Raw genomic sequence first — 21,565 nt, forward strand, 5'->3', positions numbered from 1 at the left:
ACCATTCCCCAATCATATCCCTTTTTCACGTTCAATCGTGATGTTATAAAATCGCAGTTTACGTTCAGCCGTGTCCGGAAACACATCCATCGTGACGGTAAGGTTATCGTCGATATAATCACCATCGGCGTAGGAAGGAAACCAATATCCGACCCAATTAAGCCCCATCAGCAACAAATCGGCATATCGCTTTTGCGGAAAGGTCGTTTTTGCTTCGATTTTTCCCGGCTCGCCATTTCTGCGTACAAAAATTGTATATTCGACCGTCAATGGGTCGGGCAATTCGTCCAATTCGCCATCAAACCATTCTCCCAAGTGCTCAATTAAGTAATTCGTAAAACCGCTATACTCGTCAATGGTACAACGCTTTCCAATCATCGCTTCCGCACGCGGAAAAAAGGATACCGGCAATACGCCATATTTGGGAGCATTGAAAAATTCATCGTCTTCATAAGCCTCGTATCCCCTCACAAACCTGCCCTTTTGATAGACTTCGTGGCCAGCCGGCTCCTTATTTGCATCGGCAAACAAGTAGGTTATCGCCCAGACACCATCAGGGCGCCCGTCCACGACTTTTCCCCGGCGGAGGTACCGTACATATCCGTAGGGATTGTAGCCATCTGCCTCTACGGCGAAATCATATCGTCCATTTCCATCGATAACACGTTGCCGGCCGCGTTGATCCCAAAAATTACGGATGAACATGTTATTTTCCTGGTATTCCACCTCCAATAACGGCTTACCGTCCGGGTAATAGTATTTCCACATGCCCTGCGGCGTATCTTGCACATAAGAAACCTCCCATTTCAACTGCCCGTTGGGATGATAGGCCTTGAACGGCCCATCCTTCTTGCCATTACGGTAATTTCCACGTAAGATAGCCCTCCCCCAATTATTGAAATCGGCAAACTCGCCTACGAACACCTGCTTTTCAAAATCATAGGCAGCAACACGTTCTATCGCCTTGAATTGACAGTCTTTATCCGCCAGAAAATAATATTCATCGTAGAAAAAACGGGTCTTGCCACCGGGGGCCTTTTCATAGTATACGGGTTGCGCCGATACCGTATCCAAGCCCTCGGCCAGTGCCGACGGCGAAGCCAATCCCATCAGACTTATCAGCAACAACCCCATCATTTTTCGTCGACTATTTAATAATACATTTATCAATGTGCTTCAAGCCAGTTACTTCCCACGCCCAATTCTACCACGATGGGCACGGACATGGTCAATGCATTTTTCATATGCTCTTCTACTAGCTCCTTGAACACGGGGACTTCGCTTTTTGGCACGTCAAACACCAACTCGTCGTGCACCTGCATGGTCATCTTCCCTTGCAGCCCCTGCCGTTTGATGGCCTGGTGAATGCCAATCATCGCCACCTTAATCATATCCGCTGCCGAACCTTGAATCGGCGCATTAATGGCATTTCGCTCAGCAAACCCTCGCACGGTTTGGTTGGCCGAGTTGATGTCCCGCAGGTAACGCCGCCGCCTGAGCAGCGTTTCGACATAGCCGTTTTCCTTGGCAAAGTTGATCGTATCATTCATGTATTTTTTTATACCCGGATACTGGGCAAAATACTGCTCGATGATTTGGGCGGCTTCCGAACGTGGTATGCCCAGGTTTTGTGAAAGCCCGAATGCAGATTGACCATAGATAATACCAAAATTAACCGCTTTGGCATTCCGGCGCTGCTCAGCGGTTACCTCCTCCAACGGCACACCATACACCTTTGCCGCCGTGGCACGATGCACATCCAGCCCCTTGGCAAATGCATCAAGCATGCCTTCGTCGCCGCTCATGTGGGCTACCAAACGCAGTTCGATTTGGGAATAGTCAGCAGACAGAATCACATGGTTTTCATCCCTTGGAATAAACGCTTTCCGCACTTCGCGGCCACGTTCTGTCCGAATGGGAATATTCTGCAAGTTGGGGTTGGTCGAGCTGAGTCTGCCCGTAGCTGCCACCGCCTGGTTGTAAGACGTATGCACGCGACCCGTTATCGGGTTGATCAGCATAGGCAAAGCATCCACATAAGTCGACTTGAGCTTCTGCAATTGCCTAAATTCCAGAATATCCTTTACGATATCACTTTTAGGAGCGAGTGCCAGCAGCACATCCTCTCCGGTTTTATACTGTCCTGTTTTTGTCTTTTTGGCTTTTGGATCAAGTTGAAGCTTTTCAAAGAGCACCTCACCCAACTGCTTAGGCGATGCAATGTTAAACCGTACCCCCGCCTTTTGATAAATAGTCTTTTCAATCTCGGCGATATCCGTTGCCAGGGAGGTCGACAGCTGGCGAAGTACCGGCATGTCAATATTGACGCCACATTGCTCCATCTCGGCAAGCACGTAGATTAACGGAAACTCGACTTCCTTGGCCAGTTTCATGGCTTCCGCCTCCTCCAAAAGCGGCTCGAATACAGCCTTCAGCTGCAAGGTGATATCCGCATCTTCCGCTGCATACTCTTTGATGGTTTCCATATCAACGTCCTGCATATTGCCTTGATTTTTACCCTTTGGCCCGATTAAGTCAGTAATCGGAATAGGGGTATAGCCGAGGTAATTTTCGGCCAGCACATCCATACCATGGCGGGTATCCGGATCAAGGAGGTAATGGGCAAGCATGGTATCGAAAAGCACACCCCGAACGGTTATGCCATAGCGCGCCAATAGCAGGATGTCGAACTTAATATTCTGCCCAATTTTGTCGATGGCTTCATGCTCGAATACCGGTTTAAAAAATTCCAGGATACGCATACAGCCATCCCGATCCGCGGGTGTGGGCACATACCACGCTTTGCCAGGTTCGACAGCAAACGAAAAGCCTACCAAATCAGCCGTATTGGCGTCGGTGCCCGTAGTCTCCGTGTCGAAGCAAAAGAACCGCTGTTGCGATAGCAAAGAAGCCAGTTCCTGTTGCAACGTCGCTGTATCCGCAAGTATGTATTCGTGGGGCGTATTGTGTACGCTCCGCCCTGCAGGTGGCGGCACATACTCCGCTGTAGCAACGGATAAGTCGCCACTGCCCTCCGCGGCATTGCCAAACAAATCCATCTGGGTACCTGCGGTAGATTTTACATCCAATACATTAAACGCTTCGCCAAAAACACGCTTGCCCAGGGTACGAAACTCCAGCTCGGCAAACAATGGTTCCAGCGCTTCTCTGTTCGGCTCGCGAATTTCAAGACTGGATTCATCCAGTTCAATGGGGACGTCCAATTGAATGGTCGCCAGCTTTTTTGAGATCAATCCTTGTTCAGCAAACGTCTCCAAGTTTTCTCGTTGCTTTCCCTTGAGCTGGTCGGTGTTTGCCAACAGGTTTTCCATCGAACCAAACCGCTTAATAAGATCTTTCGCTGTCTTTTCACCGATTCCCGGTATACCGGGGATATTGTCTACCGAATCCCCCCAAAGCCCCAGAATATCGATTACTTGCTTGACGTCAGTTACCCCCCATTTTTCGAGGATCTCGTTCACTCCTAATACCTCCGCCCCATTCCCCAACCGTGCAGGCTTATAAATAAAAATGTTATCAGATACCAGTTGGCCAAAGTCCTTATCCGGCGTCATGCAATAGACCGTATAGCCTCTTCCTTCGGCTTGTTTTGCAAGTGTACCGATAATATCGTCGGCCTCATAGCCGTCAAGCGTGATGATGGGCATATTAAAGCCTTCCACCAACCTAAAAACAAAAGGGATTGCCGCTGCTAAATCTTCCGGGATTGCTTGCCTATTTGCTTTATACAACTCAAATTCAGCATGCCTGTTCGTGGGCGCCATGGTGTCAAAGACGACGGCGATATGCGTCGGCTGCTGCGTGCGCAACAGTTCCAGTAAGGTATTGGCAAATCCAAATATAGCCGAAGTATTAAATCCTGTAGACGTAATCCTTGGGGTCTTACTCAATGCAAAATACGCCCTGTAGATCAAGGCCATTCCGTCTAAAAGAAACAGTTTTTTCATCTGATTTATTTGTTCGCATTGGTGATGAAGCGTACCGTAAGCCACCGCAACCTACCATGATGGTTAGCGTCAATTCACCCACTTCACACAAAAGCGCATCGGTGTGGTTACAAAGATAGCGATATTGTGGTTTTTTTTCCGACTTTTGTGCCAATGACGGTATGCACCTTAGGACTTAACTTCACACTGGGATGAAAGGCCTCGTTACCAAATCAACCGGGAGTTGGTATGAGGTCCTTGCTGATGACGGCAACTTGTACCGGTGCCGCATCAAAGGAAAATTCAGAACCAAGGACATCAAGACCACGAATCCCATCGCCGTAGGCGATTGGGTGGATATCGCGCCCGAGGCCGAGCCGTATACAGCCATCATCGTTCGCCTACATGACCGACGCAATTACATTATCCGGAAATCAGTAAACTTATCAAAACAGGCACAGATTATCGCTGCCAACCTGGACCAAGCTTTTTTAGTAGTCACGTTAGCTTCGCCCTTCACTTCATTGGGGTTTATCGACCGTTTCCTTGTTACCGCCGAAGCTTATGATATCCCGGCGGGACTGATATTCAACAAACTCGATCTGTTCAGCGAGGAAGGAATGCATGTTCTAAACGAATATCAGTCGATATATAGACACATCGGTTATCCATGCTACGAGGTCTCCGCGCGCAACGGGACCAACATTAACATAATCAAACAGCTGTTCCAAGACAAAACAACATTAGTTTCCGGCCATTCCGGTGTAGGAAAATCAACGCTCATCAATGCGATCTATCCCCAAGCGGCGCTGCGCACGGCCGATATATCAGACTGGTCAGACAAAGGCCGGCATACCACCACTTTCGCAGAAATGATTATGCTTCCATTTGGAGGCCGACTTATCGACACCCCCGGCATCCGCGAGCTTGGCATCATCGATATTGAACAACAGGAGTTGAGCCACTTTTTCCCCGAGATGCGGGAACGAATGAACGGCTGCCGCTTCAACAATTGCCGCCACATCAACGAACCCGGGTGTGCGGTGTTGCTGGCGCTCGAAGCGGGCGACATTGCGCCAAGCCGTTATGATAGTTATTTGAGCATCTATCATGGCAACGACACGCGCGCATAGGACCGTCCGAGATGTCGAAACACTTTGCATGGAAAACCTTGCATCTTTCCCCGAAAAAACAGAAGTTTGACCAATAAGTCATCACCATGTACCACCTGATTGAAGAAACCACAGCGTTCATCAAGCATCGCATTGGCGATTTTACGCCGGAATTTGGTATCATCCTCGGCACCGGGCTCGGAAAACTGGCGGACGAAGTCACCATTGCCTATCAATTGATGTATGCCAACATCCCCAATTTCCCGATTTCTACCGTGGAGTTTCACACCGGCAAGCTCATCTTTGGCGTGCTCAACGGACGCCGTGTCGTCGCCATGCAAGGACGCCTCCATTATTATGAGGGCTACAATATGCAGCAGATAACATTTCCCGTGCGGGTCTTGAAAGCGCTCGGCATTCAAAAGCTGTTTGTGTCTAATGCTGCCGGCTCCCTTAACCCGAATATCCGGAAGGGCGATTTAGCCATTATCGATGACCACATTAGTTTATTGCCCGATAACCCGCTAAGAGGTGCCAACGACCATAGACTTGGCCCCCGTTTTCCAGACATGAGCCGACCCTATGATGTCACGATGATTCAGGAAGGCTTAGAAATAGCTAAGCAGCATGGCATTACAGCTCACCGAGCGGTTTACGTTTCCACTCCGGGACCTAATTTAGAAACACGCGCCGAATACCGCTATATGCGCGCCATCGGCGGTGATGTCGTAGGGATGAGCACGGTACCCGAAGTCATCGTAGCCAACCACATGGCATTGCCCGTCTTTGCGGTCTCTGTCGTCACCGACGAAGGCTTCCACGAAGATCTTCAACCGGTGTCATTGGCCGAAATTGTAAAAGTAGCTTCTACAGCAGAACCCAAGATGACATTAATATTGAAAGAATTGGTAGCTTTGCAGCAATGAAGGCTCTTCTGCGTATTTTGCTGCTCACGATATGCTCCGTATCTTTCCTGCCGGTGGTGCACGCTCAAGAGGAAGAGTTCAGTAGCGCATTGGACTCAGCAAGAGCTGCAGAGGACAGCAAAGCAGATACTGTCATCTATAGCGCAAGGTATATCCGCTATACAACCTTGGCCATGATGAAACAGGGCACATTTACCTATCAGATAGATACCCTGCATAAAAACTTCCAGTATTACAATCCGCAGAACCAACCGAGAAATCCCAGTATCCACTTGGGCAGTTACGGATTGGCCACCCGCGACCTGCTTTTTGTACCCAACAAAACTATCGGATTTCAACCGGGATATCATAGCTTGGACCGATTTCTATACCAGCCTGATTCGATTAAGTATTACCGCGCACGAGCCCCTTTCTCAGAACTCTATAATGTGGGCTTCTTCTTTGACGACCAGATTCTCCGGGCAAAAGTCACCCAGAACATTACCCCACGGCTAAATATCGGAGGAGAATTTCACGCGGCAAGGGCAGACGGCTACTATATTAATCAACGATATAATGACATCAAATCTGCACTGTTTGCTTGGTATGAGTCTTCAGACCACCGGTATAACCTATTGACCAACGTGGTATTCAACCGGCTTACCTCTACAGAAAATGGCTCCGTGCTCAACGACACGTTATTCAGGGACAGCGATCGGGGCCCCAGCGATTCAGAATCCACCCGGTTGCGGGGTACGGGTGACGAACGCCCACGGCACACATGGCGCGACAACAGCTTTTTTCTTCGGCAAAGTCTCTTTTTAGGGCGGTTGGATACGATAAATGCAGGAAAGCCGGAACAACAAATCCTGCCTACCAACCGGATGTCGCACAGCTTAAACGTGCGTTTCCGGAATTTCCAGTTTTATAAAAACGAGGAAGATGTGAACAATGCGTTTCCTTTCGGGGACAACGTCTTAACGCAGGATACCACCAAAGTCACCACGATTACCAATGACTTTGGTTACAGCTTTTACCTTAGAGGCAAATCCTTGGCATTTATCAAAAACGAAGTGAAACTTGATTTGGGGTACCAACACGATATGCATTGGTACCAAGACAGGGGCTACAGCACTTTTCTGCAAAACAGCATGTTGAAGGCAGGGGTGGGGTACCGGTTCAGCGACCGGGTGAGCATCACGGGCGACCTAAACCAGATTGTACAGGGAGCAAATTTTGGTGATTACCTTTATGAAGCCAAGGCTGACATCCTGCTGAGCAATGCTATCGGGCGGGTTGTATTGGGCGCTTATATCCAAAATAAATCTCCCGAATGGACGTTCCAACGAGTCAACTACACCTACCATCAATGGGAACATGATTTCGAAAAAATAAAAACCACCAACTTTTCATTTGCCTATGAAAACCCATCACTTGGGTTTTCTGGAAAAGCTGAATATTTTTTAATCGCCAACCACCTTTATTTTAGAGAAATAGACAATCCGCCACCCATGGACGCACGATTACTTCGCGTGATTGAGCCTGCCCAGCTTGGCAACAACATCAACTTATTGAAAGTCACCGTCGGCCAGAATTTTCGACTCGGTAAATTCCATTTGGATAATTATGTGGTGTATCAGCAATCGGATTACAATGCGGTTTTAGCCATTCCCGAATTGTACACTTGGCATAGTCTTTATTACAATGGGTTGCTCTACAAAATTGTCGATTTTAACTTAGGTTTTGACGTCCGTTTCAACACTCCCTTTCGCACGCCGTCTTACGCCATCAATATCGGGCAATTTTATAACGACAATGCGGGCATCGAATTTTCCACCTACCCCATCATGGATGTTTGGGCGACCGCTACACTCAAACGAGCAAATTTATTTCTCAGCTATAATTTCATCAACCAGTTTGTGTGGCCGGCTGGTTATTACACCGTACGGAGATATCCGATGAATAACGCGAACCTACGGGTAGGTATCTCCTGGAAGTTCTATGACTAATGCTGTCCGGGGCTGTCTACCTGTCGCAGCCTATTCGGCGCTGAAGTCGTCATGACGGCAGCTCGTCCTATATACCGCTACGTCAATTATCGCCCACGCTTTGGGATGTCCCGGATTGCCCGCAAAATGTCAGGTTTCCCCCCTCAACATGTACACACCATTTCATACATTTGAACGATCAATGTAGTAATATAACGAATCAAGGATATGACACACCAAAACAACCATACGCACACCTTGATCTTAGCTCCGGGAGAAGGGCGTCTTTACCCATGCGGGACAATGACTGCCGTTTTTAAAGCCGATGAAAACGAGACGGACGAAAAATACAGCGTCTCGGAATGGTGGTTAGCCCCCAATTCCGACGGACCTGGCGCTCATCTGCATGAGGCCAATGACGAAGTATTTTATGTATTGGAAGGCACCGTCACATTTCTTGTTGGCGAGAAATGGGCCGACGCAGAAAAAGGAACATTCCTAAGGATACCCGCCAATACCGTTCATGACTTTAAAAACCGAACCGGTCAAAAAACGGGCGTGCTCAATTTTTTCATTCCAGGGGGTTTTGAGCGAAATATGCCTGCCATTGTCCAATGGTTTAAAGACAATAGATAACAGAACGACCATACCGGCTCTGGCCCTTTGCAATTGGATGCCCGTATTTGCTGCTGGCGGATACGGCCTCGACGAAAACATCCGGAATAAGACACTCCGGATGTTTTTTGAACGTATGAGGAAAAGCGATGGCGGACACCCGCACCCGCTATCAGCGAACGCCGGAGAGGAGCGAAATCGGCAAAACTCCATCCCCGCTGGGAAATTCCAGCCCCAGAAGATAAGCAACGAGCGCAGATACGTCCCGAATATCCATTTCGTCCAGGAACACCCCTTCCCGGATCCCGGCTCCATACGCAACCAAGCCGGATTTCATTTGCGGATTGGAGGGCAAATGCCCATGGGAGCCCTTGCGCGGTGCAGGTTCGTAAAAAGGCCCGTCGGATTTTTCCGAAAACACCACCCCGGGCTGGCCGGACAGTGCCAGTATCGCCTCCACGGAGCTTTCCAGCCGGTCCAACGCTGTCCTTTCCACAATTTCAAACTGCGCCCGTATCGCATCCGGCAACCTCCGCAGGACGCTCCTGATGGAATCAGCCGTTGCCGGATCACTGTCTTTCACCATCAGGAAGGTGCTCCCGCTGGCATTATGAAACCGCGCTTTCCATTCTCCGCGCGGCCCATCGTAGAGCCCATGTTGACGCAGCCATACATTCGGGTTTAATTGGGTGTGAACATCCATAAAGCCATGGTCTCCCATGACAATGACCGCAGTGCTATCAGCGATCCCCGCTGCAGCTATGCCATCCAATATGGTTTGGATAGCGTGATCAGCACCCGCAATCGATTTGCGGACGTGGAGGCCGTCCAGTCCTTCGGCATGCTGTGCCTTGTCCAGTAAGGGCAAGTTCAAGGTAAGCAATGCGGGCCGATAAGTACGCAATAGGTATGCCGCCATGCGTCCGATATTCTGATCGCGCATGAGGTAGCTACCCTGTACACTAAAGGCGACGGAATCAAGCGTCCCTGTTGCATGGCGCTGCAATTCCTCAAACAACCCCTCAGGCGTCGCTTTCTGGGAAGTAATAGCGCGGCTATCATACGAGCTGGGTGACCATACCGGAGGTATGTTGTAATCGATTTCAGCGTCGACCGTCACTGGCCACAGTAGCGAAGCCGTTCTTAGCCCAGCCTGCTTTGCCGCTTGCCATAGGGTGGTTGACCGGATAGCTTGGTTTTCCCAGTACCACCGTCCCCTTGGTCCCTCTGGTTCAAAACGGGCGTTATAAAAAACACCGTGTTTCGCCGGGGACACACCGGTGACAATGGAAGTGTGGGATGGGTACGTGATAGCGGGAAAAACAGGGTTCACTCCGCCGACCGCCGCGCCACGTTCCTTCAGCGCCTGCAATGTAGGCGCCGGCCAAGAGTCATGTAAATAAAACGTCGGCCTAAGCCCATCTACCACAATCAGCACCACGTGTTTCGCAGGCTGCGCATTCCCTACTGTGCCCAGGATCGTCAGGACAAAAATTAAAATGAATAATCGCATGATGATAATGTTTAGTTTCAGTTCCATCCCTCGTTCTGTTCCAGATTTGGGTTGCGTACCAGCTCGTTATACGGGATCGGGTAAACGAACTTGTAGTTTTCCCATACTCTTCTGATATTATTCAGCCATAGCAACCGTCCACGATCCCCTTCGGTGAGCCTGGATTGCGTCCCATCAATCACGTAATATTGGATGCCGGGTTGGGTCTCCCGTGGCACTTCATTGACGAAGGCGACGTCCGGTCGTCCATCACCACTGATATCCACCGGGATATCCAGCGCCGGCACATACATCCCTTCGTAGGGCATTTCCAGCAGTTTGCCACGATTCCAGCGAATCAGATCAGGATAGCGAAAACCTTCGAGGGCCAGCTCGATGGCGCGCTCCCTACGGATTTCCAATAGGACAGCGTCATTCAATCCAGGAAAATAGTTGGTTTGCAAATACGGGTCGATAGTTTGCGGATAGGATACATTCGTTATTCCTGCACGGCGGCGCAATGCGGCTACCGTCATCTCCCAATCATTGGTATTAAACACGCCGCGCTCAGCTCGTGCTTCCGCATAATTCAACAGTACCTCGGCATAACGGATGATAGGAATAGCATTGATATTCTCCGCCCTACCGTCTGCCGATCGGGCCTCCACCGTGAATTTAAGCGGTTGATATCCCGTATAGGTATAGGTAAAGTCAGGTGGCGCCGGCGTCCCTTCGCGGGTATAGCTCGGCATCCTGATTGTCTGGGCAAGCCGCCGATCGCGCCCGGCGAGTTCTTGCGTCAGCAATTGTGTGCCATAGTCCTCCTCGTCGGTAAACCGTGTGCCGTCGAGCTTCAGGTAGGTATTGATAAAAGTCTTGGTGAAGCTGACCCTACTGCCATAGCTTGCACTGGTATAAGCCCAGTTAGCATCGTGAAAGATGCGTAGGCTGCGATCACCCACCCATGACAGGATCACCTCATCGGACACGGGCCGGTCGCTGACAAACAGTTGCCGATAGCTAGCCTGTTCGCCGGCATTCGTATACAGGATGTACGCGCCACCATCCATCACGGCCTGTGCGGCATTCACCGCCTCGTCCAGCCAATGATCGGCGTCTGAGAGCTCAAGATCCGTCCGGTATTTACGCAACGTTCCTTCAAATAGACATACCCTTGACTTAAAAGCCTGCGCCACCCAAGACGTCACCTGCGTAGCCGAAGGGTCTTTTTGGTTACTGATGTGCTGCACCGCGAAATTGAGGTCAGCCAGCACACTATCCATGACCAGTTGGCGCGGGTCGCGCGGCTTATAAAGATCCGGATCGTCTGTATTTAGGGTATGGCCATACCAAGGTACATCACCGAAACGTTTTACCTTGTCAAAATAAAACCATGCCCGAAAAAAGCGGGCAATGCCTCGGTAATGGTTCTTCACCGCATCGCTGACCTCAGCCCTACCCACGTGTTCTAAGAAGAAGTTAATGTTTCTCAGATTTCCCCAGTTCCATCCCGAAGACTGGTTTGCATTGAATGCCCCATCGAGCAGGAACGGATTGACATTGCGCCCAGCGAGGTAGTCGCTCATCACATCTTCTCGAATTATCTCCTCCGCACTGGGAAGTACCAAGTAAAACGAATTGGTATACAATCTCAGGTCCTGTTCGGTGCGGAATGCGTCTTCCGGATTCAGTTTATCGATTGGTTGCAGGTCGAACAGCTTACTGCAAGACGCCAGCAACCCCATAGTGAGTATAATAAGTAACTTTTTCATCGTTTGTCTTTTATATCAGTGCCAGTATTTACATGCGCTCATAAGCCTACGCTGATACCCACGGTGTAAGTCTTCAGCATCGGATAGGAAAGGCCGTTGCCACTGGTACGGTTCACCTCCGGATCAGATCCGTCAATTACTTCAGGATCCATTGTTTTCACATGCCGGTGCAAGGGTGTCCAGGTCCAAAGATTCTGCCCTGTGACAAACATTGTTAGCGCACTCATTCCTAACCTGTTGGTTAAGCGTTCGGAGAATTTATATCCCAGCGAAACGTTTTTGAGCCGTATATAGGCAGCGTTTTGCATGTACTTGGACTGTACCATCGCGAGTGAACCGCTGGCATTCTGCGCGAGGTAACCGCGGAAGCGCGGAAAATACGCATTCGGATTTTCTTCGCTCCACCGGTTGTCCAGCACATCCTGGGGCATCCAGTTGTACGGGCGGTTATATTGCCCCCAGAAAAGCGACCCTTCTCTACCTGGCCACCAATCTTGCCGGCCGATCCCCTGGAAAAAAAAGGTCAGGAATACACCCCTATGGTCCAGGGATCCGTTTATGCCGAATGCATAGCGTGGCTCGGTGTTTCCAACAATCGTCTGGTCACCCGGATCAGCCAATGTATTGGCGCCGCGGTCGATCCGGCCGTCACCGTTCAGGTCCTTGAATTTAATATCTCCCGGAAGCGGCTTGTTGGTGTTGGAATACCTGATGAACGAGTAATCGATGGGATAAGCCGCAATTTCCGCTTCACTACCGAAGTAGCCGTCGTTGACGAAACCCCAGGTATCTCCCACTCGCATGCCTTCATAGTAGGTATTCAGAAGACCCTGAGGGTTATTAAACCGGGTGATAACCGAATAGTGATCAGCAAGCACCGCCCCCAGTGAATAGCTGAATGCGCGTTCCCCTGTTCCACGGCTATCCTTCCAATTAATGGTCAGTTCCCATCCTCTGGTCCGCAGGTCAGCATAATTTCCCCGGGGGACGTCCGTCCCAAAAACGCCTGGAAGTGGTGTACCCACGGTAAACATATCTGCTGTGTTGCGCGTATACCAATCGAACACAAAGTTCAAACGCCTCCTGAACAGCGAGAGATCGGTCCCGAAATTAACTGTCGTTGCCGACTCCCAGGTTAGGCCATTGGGGATCACGTTTGGGGCACTGGTATAATCGGGCGCAACCCCATTCAGTATACGTGGCAGCCGCTGCACGTCCATAGTGGCCAGGTACTGATAAGGCGGCACATTCCCGTTGCCAAGCGTACCCCACGATGCACGCAGCTTCCAGTCGGACACCCAACGTTCGGGGATACTCCAGAAGCGTTCGCGGGCTACGTTCCAAGCCGCTGAAAAGGACGGGAAAAAGCCGAACTGCTGCCGTTCCGGAAACTTGGATGACCCATCATACCGTGCGTTCATTTCAACCAGATAGCGGCTATCGTAAGCATATTGCAAGCGCATAAAGCCTCCCATGGTACGCCAATCGTACCCACCGCCCTCGATGAGGTAATTCTGTCCATTCAGCAGGGAAAAATCCGGTATTGCACTGTTTATGATACCATCCCGTTGATAAAAACGGGTGCGGAGTGATGTGCTTTCATAGTTGAGCCCGATTACCCCGCCAATCCCATGTTTGCCCATGGCCCTGTCATAATTCAGGTACAGGTTTACAGCCGTGTACCGGTTTCGGTCGTTCCGTTCGTTGAGCTTGCTTTCGCCCTGCGTCGCTTCGACGTCTGGCCGACGACGGAAAGGTACCGGTGTAAATACGCGGCCATCGGTATCGAAAGTATATGCGAATGTGTAATCTCCGTTCAAGTCAAGTCCGGTGTCGCCGACCCTGGCCTTGAACCGGCTCGTGTTTCTGATTGACAACGTCGAGGATTCCGAGGCGTTGTTGTCGTAAAGAAAGCCCCCCACAGAGCCGGCTGCGTACTCTGAGAGCGACCCGTCGGGATTCTTCAGTACGACCATCGGAAATGTTGCATCGGTGATCGTCCGCCAAACGGGTGAATTCCAAGCGTTATTGACAATCGGGTAACGGTAATCCCGCTGATTGAATTCGGTATTATTATCGATCCGCAGCCAGTCAGTGGCGTTGCCCCCCAGCTTCGCACGCAAATTATAAATATTGAAATTATCTGGGTTGTAGCGGAATACCCCTTGCTGGTAATGGTACCTTCCAGAAAGGTAGTAATCAATTTTATCTTGGCTGCCCGTCACAGCCAGCGTATGCTCTGTTGACGGATTATAATCCGCATAAAGCTCACGCAACCAGTCGGTGTTGCCATAGTAGACGTAGTTTCCTGTGACCGGGTCAACATCGACCTTCGGCAAAGACGGATCCATGTCCCTTCTTCTCAATTCATCGAGGTAATCGAGCGAAAAGGGGAATAGGTTGTTCACCCGTTGCGGGTACGCCTGATAGTCGTTCCATGCAACGAATGCCTCATTGAAGCTCTCGGCCCATTGGTACCCGTTGGTCACCATGCGCGGTTTCACAGTGCGGTCGTTAAGCGAGAAGTTGCTGTTTAATGTGATTGAAGTTTTACCCGGTTTAGCCGACTTGGTGGTGATAAGCACCACTCCAAAGCTACCCCTAGCCCCATAGATGGCAGCAGACGCAGCATCTTTCAGCACGGTGACGCTCTGAATATCATTTGGATTGAGCAGGGCAGGATCCCCTACGACGCCATCGATTAGTACCAAGGCACTTCCCCCCGCACCTATCGACGTTGTACCCCGTACATTAAACTCAGCACCCCGGGTTGGCTTCCCGTCCGTCATCCGGATATTCAGATTCGGCAGCACGCCCTGAAGACCTCGCGTTGCACTCGTCAACGGACGGTTTTCAAACACTTCTCCGCCAAGCTGGTCCACAGCACCCGTCAGATTAATCTTTCGCTGCGTACCATAACCGACCACGACGACTTCCTCAATCTCATCCAGCCGTTCGCGAAGCGTAAACAACACTTCCGTAACTTGACCCCGCACGACCGAAACGTCTGAAATGCGCTGGCCTTCATAGGCAATATAGCTCACTTCAATACGATAAGTACCCGGCTGCAGGCCAAACGAAAAATTCCCTTCAGCGTCCGAGGTATACCGACCACCAGTTTCCACCACATGGATACTGGCCCCCGCCAGCGGGGTTCCCCCCGCATCCACTACGCGGCCGGCGACCCTTCCCTGTTGCTGCGGGGGTCGGTACGTAACAACGATATGCGTCCCTGTCAGCTCATGCACCGTGTGTGTCTGCCGTTCAATCTCGTCAAGCACGCTTGCCAGGTTGCTCTTTATCGACAGGCTGATTTCCTGATCTTCCGGAACCGCATCCCTGCTATAAACGAAACGGAAATGGCTTTGCCGTTCGATTTCACGGTACACCGCTTTAAGGCTTGTGTTTTTGACTTTAAGGGCCACTTTCGTGTCATGGAGCCCTTGTGCGTCCACGTGCTTGGCACTGCAGAGCGATAGGCCGAAGGCCAGTACCAAAAGCATCAATGAACTGTATCTCATGGCATTAAAAATGATTTTTGAATAGCACAGTAAATTCCTGTTCATTATCTTTGAATGATTTTAATAAGTTTCATACTTCTTGAAATCCATGGTTGCCAATGAGTTGTCCAGACCGCTTGGCAACACGTCCATAAGCTTCCGGCCTCCTGCCGGAAGTTTTTTGATTCCTGTCTCCTGTTACATACGCCGCTCCTTTTTAATGTTTACATTTATCTGATAGCCGGTTATCCGCCGCATCCCGGACCACTCAGAAAGACTGTACCGCCTTCAATCCGGAATTTAAAGCCGCTTCCCTTTTGCAGCAGTCCCAGCAGGCTGTTGATAGGCATCCGGTTGAACTTGCCCGCAAACCGACAGCGTTCAAGTGCCTTGTCTTCAAAAACAATCGACATTCCATACCAACGTTCCAGGCGTTTTGCTACCTGAGCAAACGATTCATCTTCCTGAATCACGAACACCTCATCTTTCCAGTCCAGCATGCCCGTTTCTTCATTGAAATCACTAATTTCAGCTTCGAGGGTCTCCCGGTCGAAGTGCAGTTGTTTGCCTGCCCCCAATTTTCCGTAATGCAGCAATGAATCGCCTGACGCCGTCACTTCGACAAGCCCACTGCGGACGGCCACGCAGACGGCCGTTTCGTCGTCAAACGCCAGCACATTGAAAGCCGTACCTAACACTTGGATATGCAGTGTTTGCGTACGAACGACAAACGGCTTTTCAGGATTTTGTTGTACATCAAAAAAAGCTTCGCCGTCCAGCACCACATCTCGCATGCTTCGATTGTAATCACTGCTATACCTCAACGCGCTTCCAGCATTCAGGTACACCACACTGCCGTCCGGCATATGCACGGTTTTTTTCTGTCCGTGCGCAGCCGCTATGCAATATTCCGTTGCGTGGCGGGTGGTATCGAAGACAGTTTGCATTCGGTGCAGCGCCCAAACCGCAACGATTCCCATGAGACAGGCCGCTGCCATCCAGGGAAGCCAACGTCTGCGGTGACGGTCTTTCCGCACATACCCCATCACAGCAGCGATCCGTCTTTCACTGCTTTTCTGGACATTCCGCGCGCCGTCCCGCACAGCGTCCCGCCAATATGTCCGAAGAAACTCATCCAATAACGCCTCGTTCTCGGGGTCTTCGACAAAGTGTAAAAACACTTCCCTTTCGGCCGGAGCCAGCTCACCGCTGACATACTTCTTGAACAGTACCCGATATTTTTCCTTATCCATCAGTACTATGACGCAGCCGGTGGCTGCGCGGGACTACGAGGTATTATTAAGAATGTGTTAAGTTTAGGATCGTCAGAATAAACCGCTTCCGACAATCAGGAGGTAGGCGTGTTCGGTCATCCATCGCCGCAGCAAGGCATATGCTTTTTGCAGTTGGTTTTTCACCGTATAGGGCGAGATGTTAAGCCGGGCACCGATTTCTTCAATGGATAACCCATGTTTCAGGTTAAGCAGAAAAATTTCACGTCGTTTAGGTGGCAATTGGAGAATAAACTCATCCATCAGTGCCTTGGTATCGTAGCGATAAATATCGTCCTCCGGTCTCGCAGCGATTTCCTGTTCGGCCATATAGCACTGTTCACGTGCCTGGCGGGCCGTTTCCTCCCGGATCATGGAGATCGAGCGATTCCGGCTTGCAGTATAAAACCAGCCGGCGGCCGACTTTATCTGAGATGCTTGACCTCTGTTTTCCCAGATTTTTATAAATACATCCTGCGTGATTTCCTCAGCAATTTGAGAGTTTTTGACCAATTTTAGGGCAAAATCGTACACCAAGCCGTCGTAGCGGCGCATCAGTTGTTCAAGCGCCTCCACGTTGCCCAAAGCAATTTGCTCCAGCAGGTGACTGTCTGAATAACGATCCGGAACTTTTAGTGTCATTCACGGTGTGTTGGTGATCCGGATGCAAAGCTAACACCTCACTGTTACTTTTATGTTACCTTTCTGTGGAGGTGGCCAAAACGATATCATTCTCGACGGCACGTATTGACAGATCTAAAAAATAAAGCCTATGCCCGTTTCCACGATCTGTTTTCTGGGACTTGGGTCATCCTGAAACCTATTCATCCGGCGCTGATAATTAGCTTTGATAACGATATTTTCTCTGGTATTGAAATTGGCACCGAATGTCCAGATGTCCATGTTGCTTTCCACCCGCGGAAGATGCAGCAATTCCACACGTACTCCGGCGTGGGTGTTCAGCCGCTCATATCGCGAAAACAAACTAAGTTTCATCTCGTGTGGATCATGGACAAACGAAGATCCACCCTTTATTTTCCTGTTTTGCCGGATGTATGGCAGGACATCGCATCCAACCTCAAACAGGTAACCAAACACACGTATGCTCTATCACGATTTCGTGGTGGATTTCTTGCGACTTATAATGCAGGAACTCGACCTGACACTCCGAGTTCCAAATCAACTTGTCGGTAATGCGGTAGCCGAAAAAGGTCGCTCCCGGTACCCAATCGGCCATCGTGCGCCATCGAGGTCAGTCAGGAGAGCCTCTAATAAAAAAGCCGCTTTTCTACGAGAAAAACGGCTTTTTGCAAATTTTGTGGGAGCTACTGGATTCGAACCAGTGACCCTCTGCTTGTAAGGCAGATGCTCTGAACCAGCTGAGCTAAGCTCCCTTCCTTTTGGGTCTGCAAATATAGTGCTGTTATGCGACATTCAAAATTATTTTTTCATTTTTTTGCGGGCCGCCATAGATATCGTAGTTTTACATTTTAATTGGATGTCATATTTAACTAAACAATATGAAGCACTCGCGTATACTAGTCGTGGATGACGATCCCGATGTACTGACCGCCGTACGCCTATTACTCAAACAGCAAGCTGGAAAAGTCATAACAGAGCGCAACCCCGAGCAAATTCCTTCACTTCTGGCCAAGGAAACACCGGATCTTGTACTGCTGGACATGAATTTCAAAAGCACCATCAACACGGGCAATGAGGGCTTATATTGGCTAAACCGTATCAAAACCATCAAACCAAACCTGCCCGTCGTGATGATAACGGCGTATGGAGCCATCGATCTGGCGGTCACATCGCTCAAACAGGGTGCAGCAGACTTTGTCGTCAAACCGTGGCAAAACGAACAGTTGATAGGCGTGATCACCGGGCTATTGTCGAAAAGCGATCGCAAGAAAGCCGTAGAGCCTAATAAAGCGGTGATGGATGCCGAGTTTATCGGTGAATCCGAAATCATGCAAGACTTGCTTTACAAGATCAGCAAAATTGCACCTACCGACGCCAATATACTGGTGCTTGGCGAAAACGGCACGGGAAAAGACCTTATCGCAACGGCCATCCATAAACAATCCCGAAGAGCGGACAAACCCTTTGTCAAAGTAGACGTAGGAGCACTCACGGAAAGCCTTTTTGAGAGCGAACTTTTTGGGCACAAAAAAGGGGCGTTCACAGACGCCCGGGAGGATAGGGTCGGTCGGTTTGAGGCCGCAAACGGCGGAACGCTTTTTCTGGATGAGATTGGCAACATCTCCCTTCAACAGCAAGCCAAACTGCTCAGCGTACTACAAAACAGGCAAGTCATCCCGTTGGGAAGCAATACACCCATTCCCGTGGATATCAGGTTGATTTGTGCCACGAACGTGCCCCTGACCGACTTGGCCAACGAAAACCGCTTTCGAAAAGACCTCATCTACCGCATTAATACGGTAGACATACAGGTGCCTCCATTACGTGATCGAGGCGAAGACATCCTCCGGATCGCACGTCATTTCCTTCAGAAGTATGCCCAAAAATACATGAAATCTATTGCCGACTTGGATAAAAAGGCAGAGCAGAAGTTATTGAAATACCATTACCCCGGCAATGTCAGAGAACTTCAGTACAGCATTGAACGCGCAGTCATCATGGCTGATACTGAAATTTTAGGCGCTGAAGATCTCATCTTCTCGGCCATCGAACAAGCGCCACAGAACAACCAAACCCAGCGGCAGGCACCGGAAGAACACAACTTAGTCGAGCTGGAACGTATTACCATCGCAAACGTCGTGGAGAAACACGGCGGGAACATCAGCAAGGCAGCCAAGGAGTTGGGCATTACCCGTACTGCACTCTATCGGCGGCTAAGCAAATACGATATCTGAGGATGCGACGATTCAGGCGATTGATTTTTTTCCGGGCGATATTGCTATTGGTGGCCTTGACGAGCTTAGCGTATTTATTGTTCAAAGCGCAATATTTGTACGCATTCCTATTAGGCCCGTTTTGCATCTGGATGCTCACACTTAATTTCCGCTCGCAGTTGCTGGCCTATCGCGAGCTGGAGGAGTTTGCCGAAGCAGCCCGATACCGCGATTTTACCCGCCACTTTCCGCTCAACTATGCCAAGGCAGAGTTGCTGCCCTTGCGAAGTGCGTTCAATGAAATCAATGCCGTCTTCAAAAAAATCAGCGGCGAACGCGAAACACAATATCAGTACCTGCATCAAATCCTGGAAATTGTCGATACAGCAATCCTCTCGTATAACACCGAGACCCACGAAGTCGTATGGATGAATGAAGCCTTTAAAAAACTTTTTCATATCCCGTATTTACATCGGTTTGAAGGACTTCAGCGCAAAAACGAAGATTTGTATCAAAAAACCATGCAATTGGTCCCCGGTGAACAAACGCTGCTCAGTGTCAATTCTGCCAAGGGGAATATCAAGCTGCTGCTTACCTCCAGCTACTTTCAAACGCCCGAAGGCAAATTCCAGCTTGTTGTCTACCAAAATGTCAACGAAGCCATTGATGAAACGGAGGCCAAAGCCTGGCAAAAGCTGTTGAGCGTACTTACACACGAAATCATGAACTCCATTGCGCCCATATCATCCCTTGCGGATACGCTAAAAAGTCGACTGGATAACATGCCCAATAACGAGGAATTGGAAGACATTCGACTAGGCACCGAAACGATAAAACGCCGGAGCGAAGGATTGCTCAAATTTGCAGGCACTTACCGTTCATTAAACAAAATAGAACGGCCGAACATCAGCAGGGTATATGCATCCGACCTGTTTGAAAATCTCTATCAGCTCATGGAACCTTCGCTTATCCAAAAAAATATCGAGCTGGATATTATTTTGAAAGACACGCAGCTACAGCTTGATCTGGATATAAACCTCATTGAGCAGGTGCTGATCAACCTCTTATTGAACGCGATGGAGGCCGTCAAAGAATCGCCGGCCCCCTATATTTCGCTTTCGGCATCGGCGAACGACGGCCGACCGCAGATCAAGGTAAGCGACAACGGAAAAGGCATTCCCGCAGAGTTGCTGGAGAGTATTTTTATTCCATTTTTTACTACACGTAAAACGGGAAGCGGAGTAGGACTTACGCTCAGCAAACAAATTATGCTCCTGCATGGCGGTAACATTCTGGTGCAAAGTGAAGAAGGGAAAGGCAGTGTATTTACCCTCCAGTTTTAACCAACCATGAAGATACTCATTGTATGCCTGGGAAACATTTGCCGTTCGCCATTGGCGCACGGCATCTTGCAGCATTTGGCTGATGAACGAGGTCTGGACTGGAAAATTGACTCCGCAGGCATTGGTGGATGGCATGTCGGCAATCCGCCTGATCACCGCGCCATCGCCGTAGCTAAACGCCATGGCATTGATATCAGCAAGCAACGGGCAAAACAATTACACCACCGCCATCTGGAGGAATTTGATCACATTCTGGCCATGGATCGCGATAATCTGCGACACTTATTGGCTTACGCAAAAACCAGCGAACAGCGGGCACGCATCCAGTTATTTTTAGGCGGCCAGGAAGTACCCGACCCTTATTATGACGGCCGCTTGTTCGACGTCGTGTATCAGCTGGTTGAAAAGCGGTGCCGGGAGCTATTGGCGATTTGGGGGAAATAAAAAAAAGCGCCACCGAAGCGACGCTTTTCCAGATACTAAAACAAACAGTTCATACTATGCTAAGTAATTTACCGTTATCGTTCAACTTACCTCAAGCGCGGTAATGTTATATGGTTAAAGTCTTTAGCTAAACACCGTGTACTATGCTCTTTTATATAACAATATGATGCCAATTGCTACCGAATCCGCGCCGCGGCAAGCAATCCGACAAGACAACCACCTAACAGCGTGAGTATCAACCAGGTTCATTAGTCAAAAAACCACAACTTGCTTACGAAAAATTCACCGGCGATGAATACAAGCTCATCATTGACCCACACC

The 21,565-nt window shown here is 49.7% G+C and carries 15 protein-coding genes and 1 tRNA gene; 7 read left to right on the plus strand and 9 right to left on the minus strand.

The features are described from left to right. Positions 1-12 precede the first annotated feature (12 nt). Both B5X72_RS13375 and polA read right to left on the minus strand, forming a co-directional pair. Positions 13-1,137 carry a toxin-antitoxin system YwqK family antitoxin gene (locus B5X72_RS13375; protein ID WP_079717418.1) on the minus strand — a complete coding sequence of 375 codons (1,125 nt, stop codon included), beginning with the start codon at positions 1,135-1,137 and terminating at the stop codon, positions 13-15. A gap of 29 nt (positions 1,138-1,166) precedes the next feature. Next, positions 1,167-3,968 (minus strand): DNA polymerase I, encoded by a 2,802-nt coding sequence (polA, locus tag B5X72_RS13380; protein ID WP_079717419.1) that lies wholly within the window; start codon positions 3,966-3,968, stop codon positions 1,167-1,169. 191 nt (positions 3,969-4,159) lie between these two features. On the opposite strand from polA, the gene rsgA reads away from it, so the two are divergent. From rsgA to B5X72_RS13400, 4 genes are all read left to right on the plus strand, one after another. Beyond that, positions 4,160-5,080, plus strand: coding sequence for a ribosome small subunit-dependent GTPase A (gene rsgA, locus B5X72_RS13385; protein WP_079717420.1), 921 nt, complete (start codon positions 4,160-4,162; stop codon positions 5,078-5,080). Between the two features lie 86 nt (positions 5,081-5,166). Further along, positions 5,167-5,985, plus strand: a complete 819-nt coding sequence (locus B5X72_RS13390) for a purine-nucleoside phosphorylase (protein ID WP_079717421.1) — start codon at positions 5,167-5,169, stop codon at positions 5,983-5,985. Further along, positions 5,982-7,973, plus strand: coding sequence for a putative porin (locus tag B5X72_RS13395; protein ID WP_079717422.1), 1,992 nt, complete (start codon positions 5,982-5,984; stop codon positions 7,971-7,973). The genes B5X72_RS13390 and B5X72_RS13395 overlap by 4 nt, the downstream gene beginning before the upstream one ends. Positions 7,974-8,180: 207 nt before the next feature. Further along, entirely contained in the window at positions 8,181-8,588 is a 408-nt protein-coding gene (locus B5X72_RS13400) for a cupin domain-containing protein (protein WP_079717423.1), read from the plus strand. 151 nt (positions 8,589-8,739) lie between these two features. On the opposite strand, the gene B5X72_RS13405 is transcribed toward B5X72_RS13400, so the two are convergent. From B5X72_RS13405 to B5X72_RS13435, 7 genes are all read right to left on the minus strand, one after another. Beyond that, the gene (locus B5X72_RS13405; protein WP_176146202.1) at positions 8,740-10,080 is read right to left on the minus strand and encodes an alkaline phosphatase family protein; all 1,341 of its coding nucleotides are present in this window, start codon (positions 10,078-10,080) and stop codon (positions 8,740-8,742) included. Positions 10,081-10,097: 17 nt separating this feature from the next. Beyond that, on the minus strand, positions 10,098-11,831 hold the full coding sequence (locus B5X72_RS13410; protein WP_079717425.1) for a RagB/SusD family nutrient uptake outer membrane protein: 1,734 nt from the start codon (positions 11,829-11,831) through the stop codon (positions 10,098-10,100). Between the two features lie 38 nt (positions 11,832-11,869). Next, positions 11,870-15,352: a SusC/RagA family TonB-linked outer membrane protein gene (locus B5X72_RS13415; RefSeq protein WP_176146203.1), complete on the minus strand. Its 3,483-nt coding sequence runs from the start codon at positions 15,350-15,352 to the stop codon at positions 11,870-11,872. A gap of 224 nt (positions 15,353-15,576) precedes the next feature. Then, on the minus strand, positions 15,577-16,584 hold the full coding sequence (locus B5X72_RS13420) for a FecR domain-containing protein (protein ID WP_079717427.1): 1,008 nt from the start codon (positions 16,582-16,584) through the stop codon (positions 15,577-15,579). A 72-nt stretch (positions 16,585-16,656) separates the two neighbouring features. Continuing rightward, positions 16,657-17,244: an RNA polymerase sigma factor gene (locus tag B5X72_RS13425; protein ID WP_079717428.1), complete on the minus strand. Its 588-nt coding sequence runs from the start codon at positions 17,242-17,244 to the stop codon at positions 16,657-16,659. Between the two features lie 114 nt (positions 17,245-17,358). Next, positions 17,359-17,598 (minus strand): hypothetical protein, encoded by a 240-nt coding sequence (locus B5X72_RS13430; RefSeq protein ID WP_079717429.1) that lies wholly within the window; start codon positions 17,596-17,598, stop codon positions 17,359-17,361. 323 nt (positions 17,599-17,921) lie between these two features. Continuing rightward, positions 17,922-17,996, minus strand: a tRNA-Val gene (locus B5X72_RS13435). A gap of 126 nt (positions 17,997-18,122) precedes the next feature. Between B5X72_RS13435 and B5X72_RS13440 the strand changes: the two genes are divergently transcribed. The 3 genes from B5X72_RS13440 to B5X72_RS13450 are packed head-to-tail and all read left to right on the plus strand — an operon-like array spanning position 18,123 to position 21,244. Then, positions 18,123-19,478: a sigma-54-dependent transcriptional regulator gene (locus tag B5X72_RS13440; RefSeq protein ID WP_079717430.1), complete on the plus strand. Its 1,356-nt coding sequence runs from the start codon at positions 18,123-18,125 to the stop codon at positions 19,476-19,478. A gap of 2 nt (positions 19,479-19,480) precedes the next feature. Next, positions 19,481-20,800 (plus strand): sensor histidine kinase, encoded by a 1,320-nt coding sequence (locus B5X72_RS13445; protein ID WP_079717431.1) that lies wholly within the window; start codon positions 19,481-19,483, stop codon positions 20,798-20,800. Positions 20,801-20,806: 6 nt separating this feature from the next. Beyond that, on the plus strand, positions 20,807-21,244 hold the full coding sequence (locus B5X72_RS13450; RefSeq protein ID WP_079717432.1) for a low molecular weight protein-tyrosine-phosphatase: 438 nt from the start codon (positions 20,807-20,809) through the stop codon (positions 21,242-21,244). The last annotated feature ends 321 nt before the right edge of the window (positions 21,245-21,565 follow it).

The sequence above is a fragment of the Parapedobacter luteus genome (assembly GCF_900168055.1).
In the GTDB taxonomy this organism is placed as follows: Bacteria; Bacteroidota; Bacteroidia; order Sphingobacteriales; family Sphingobacteriaceae; genus Parapedobacter; species Parapedobacter luteus.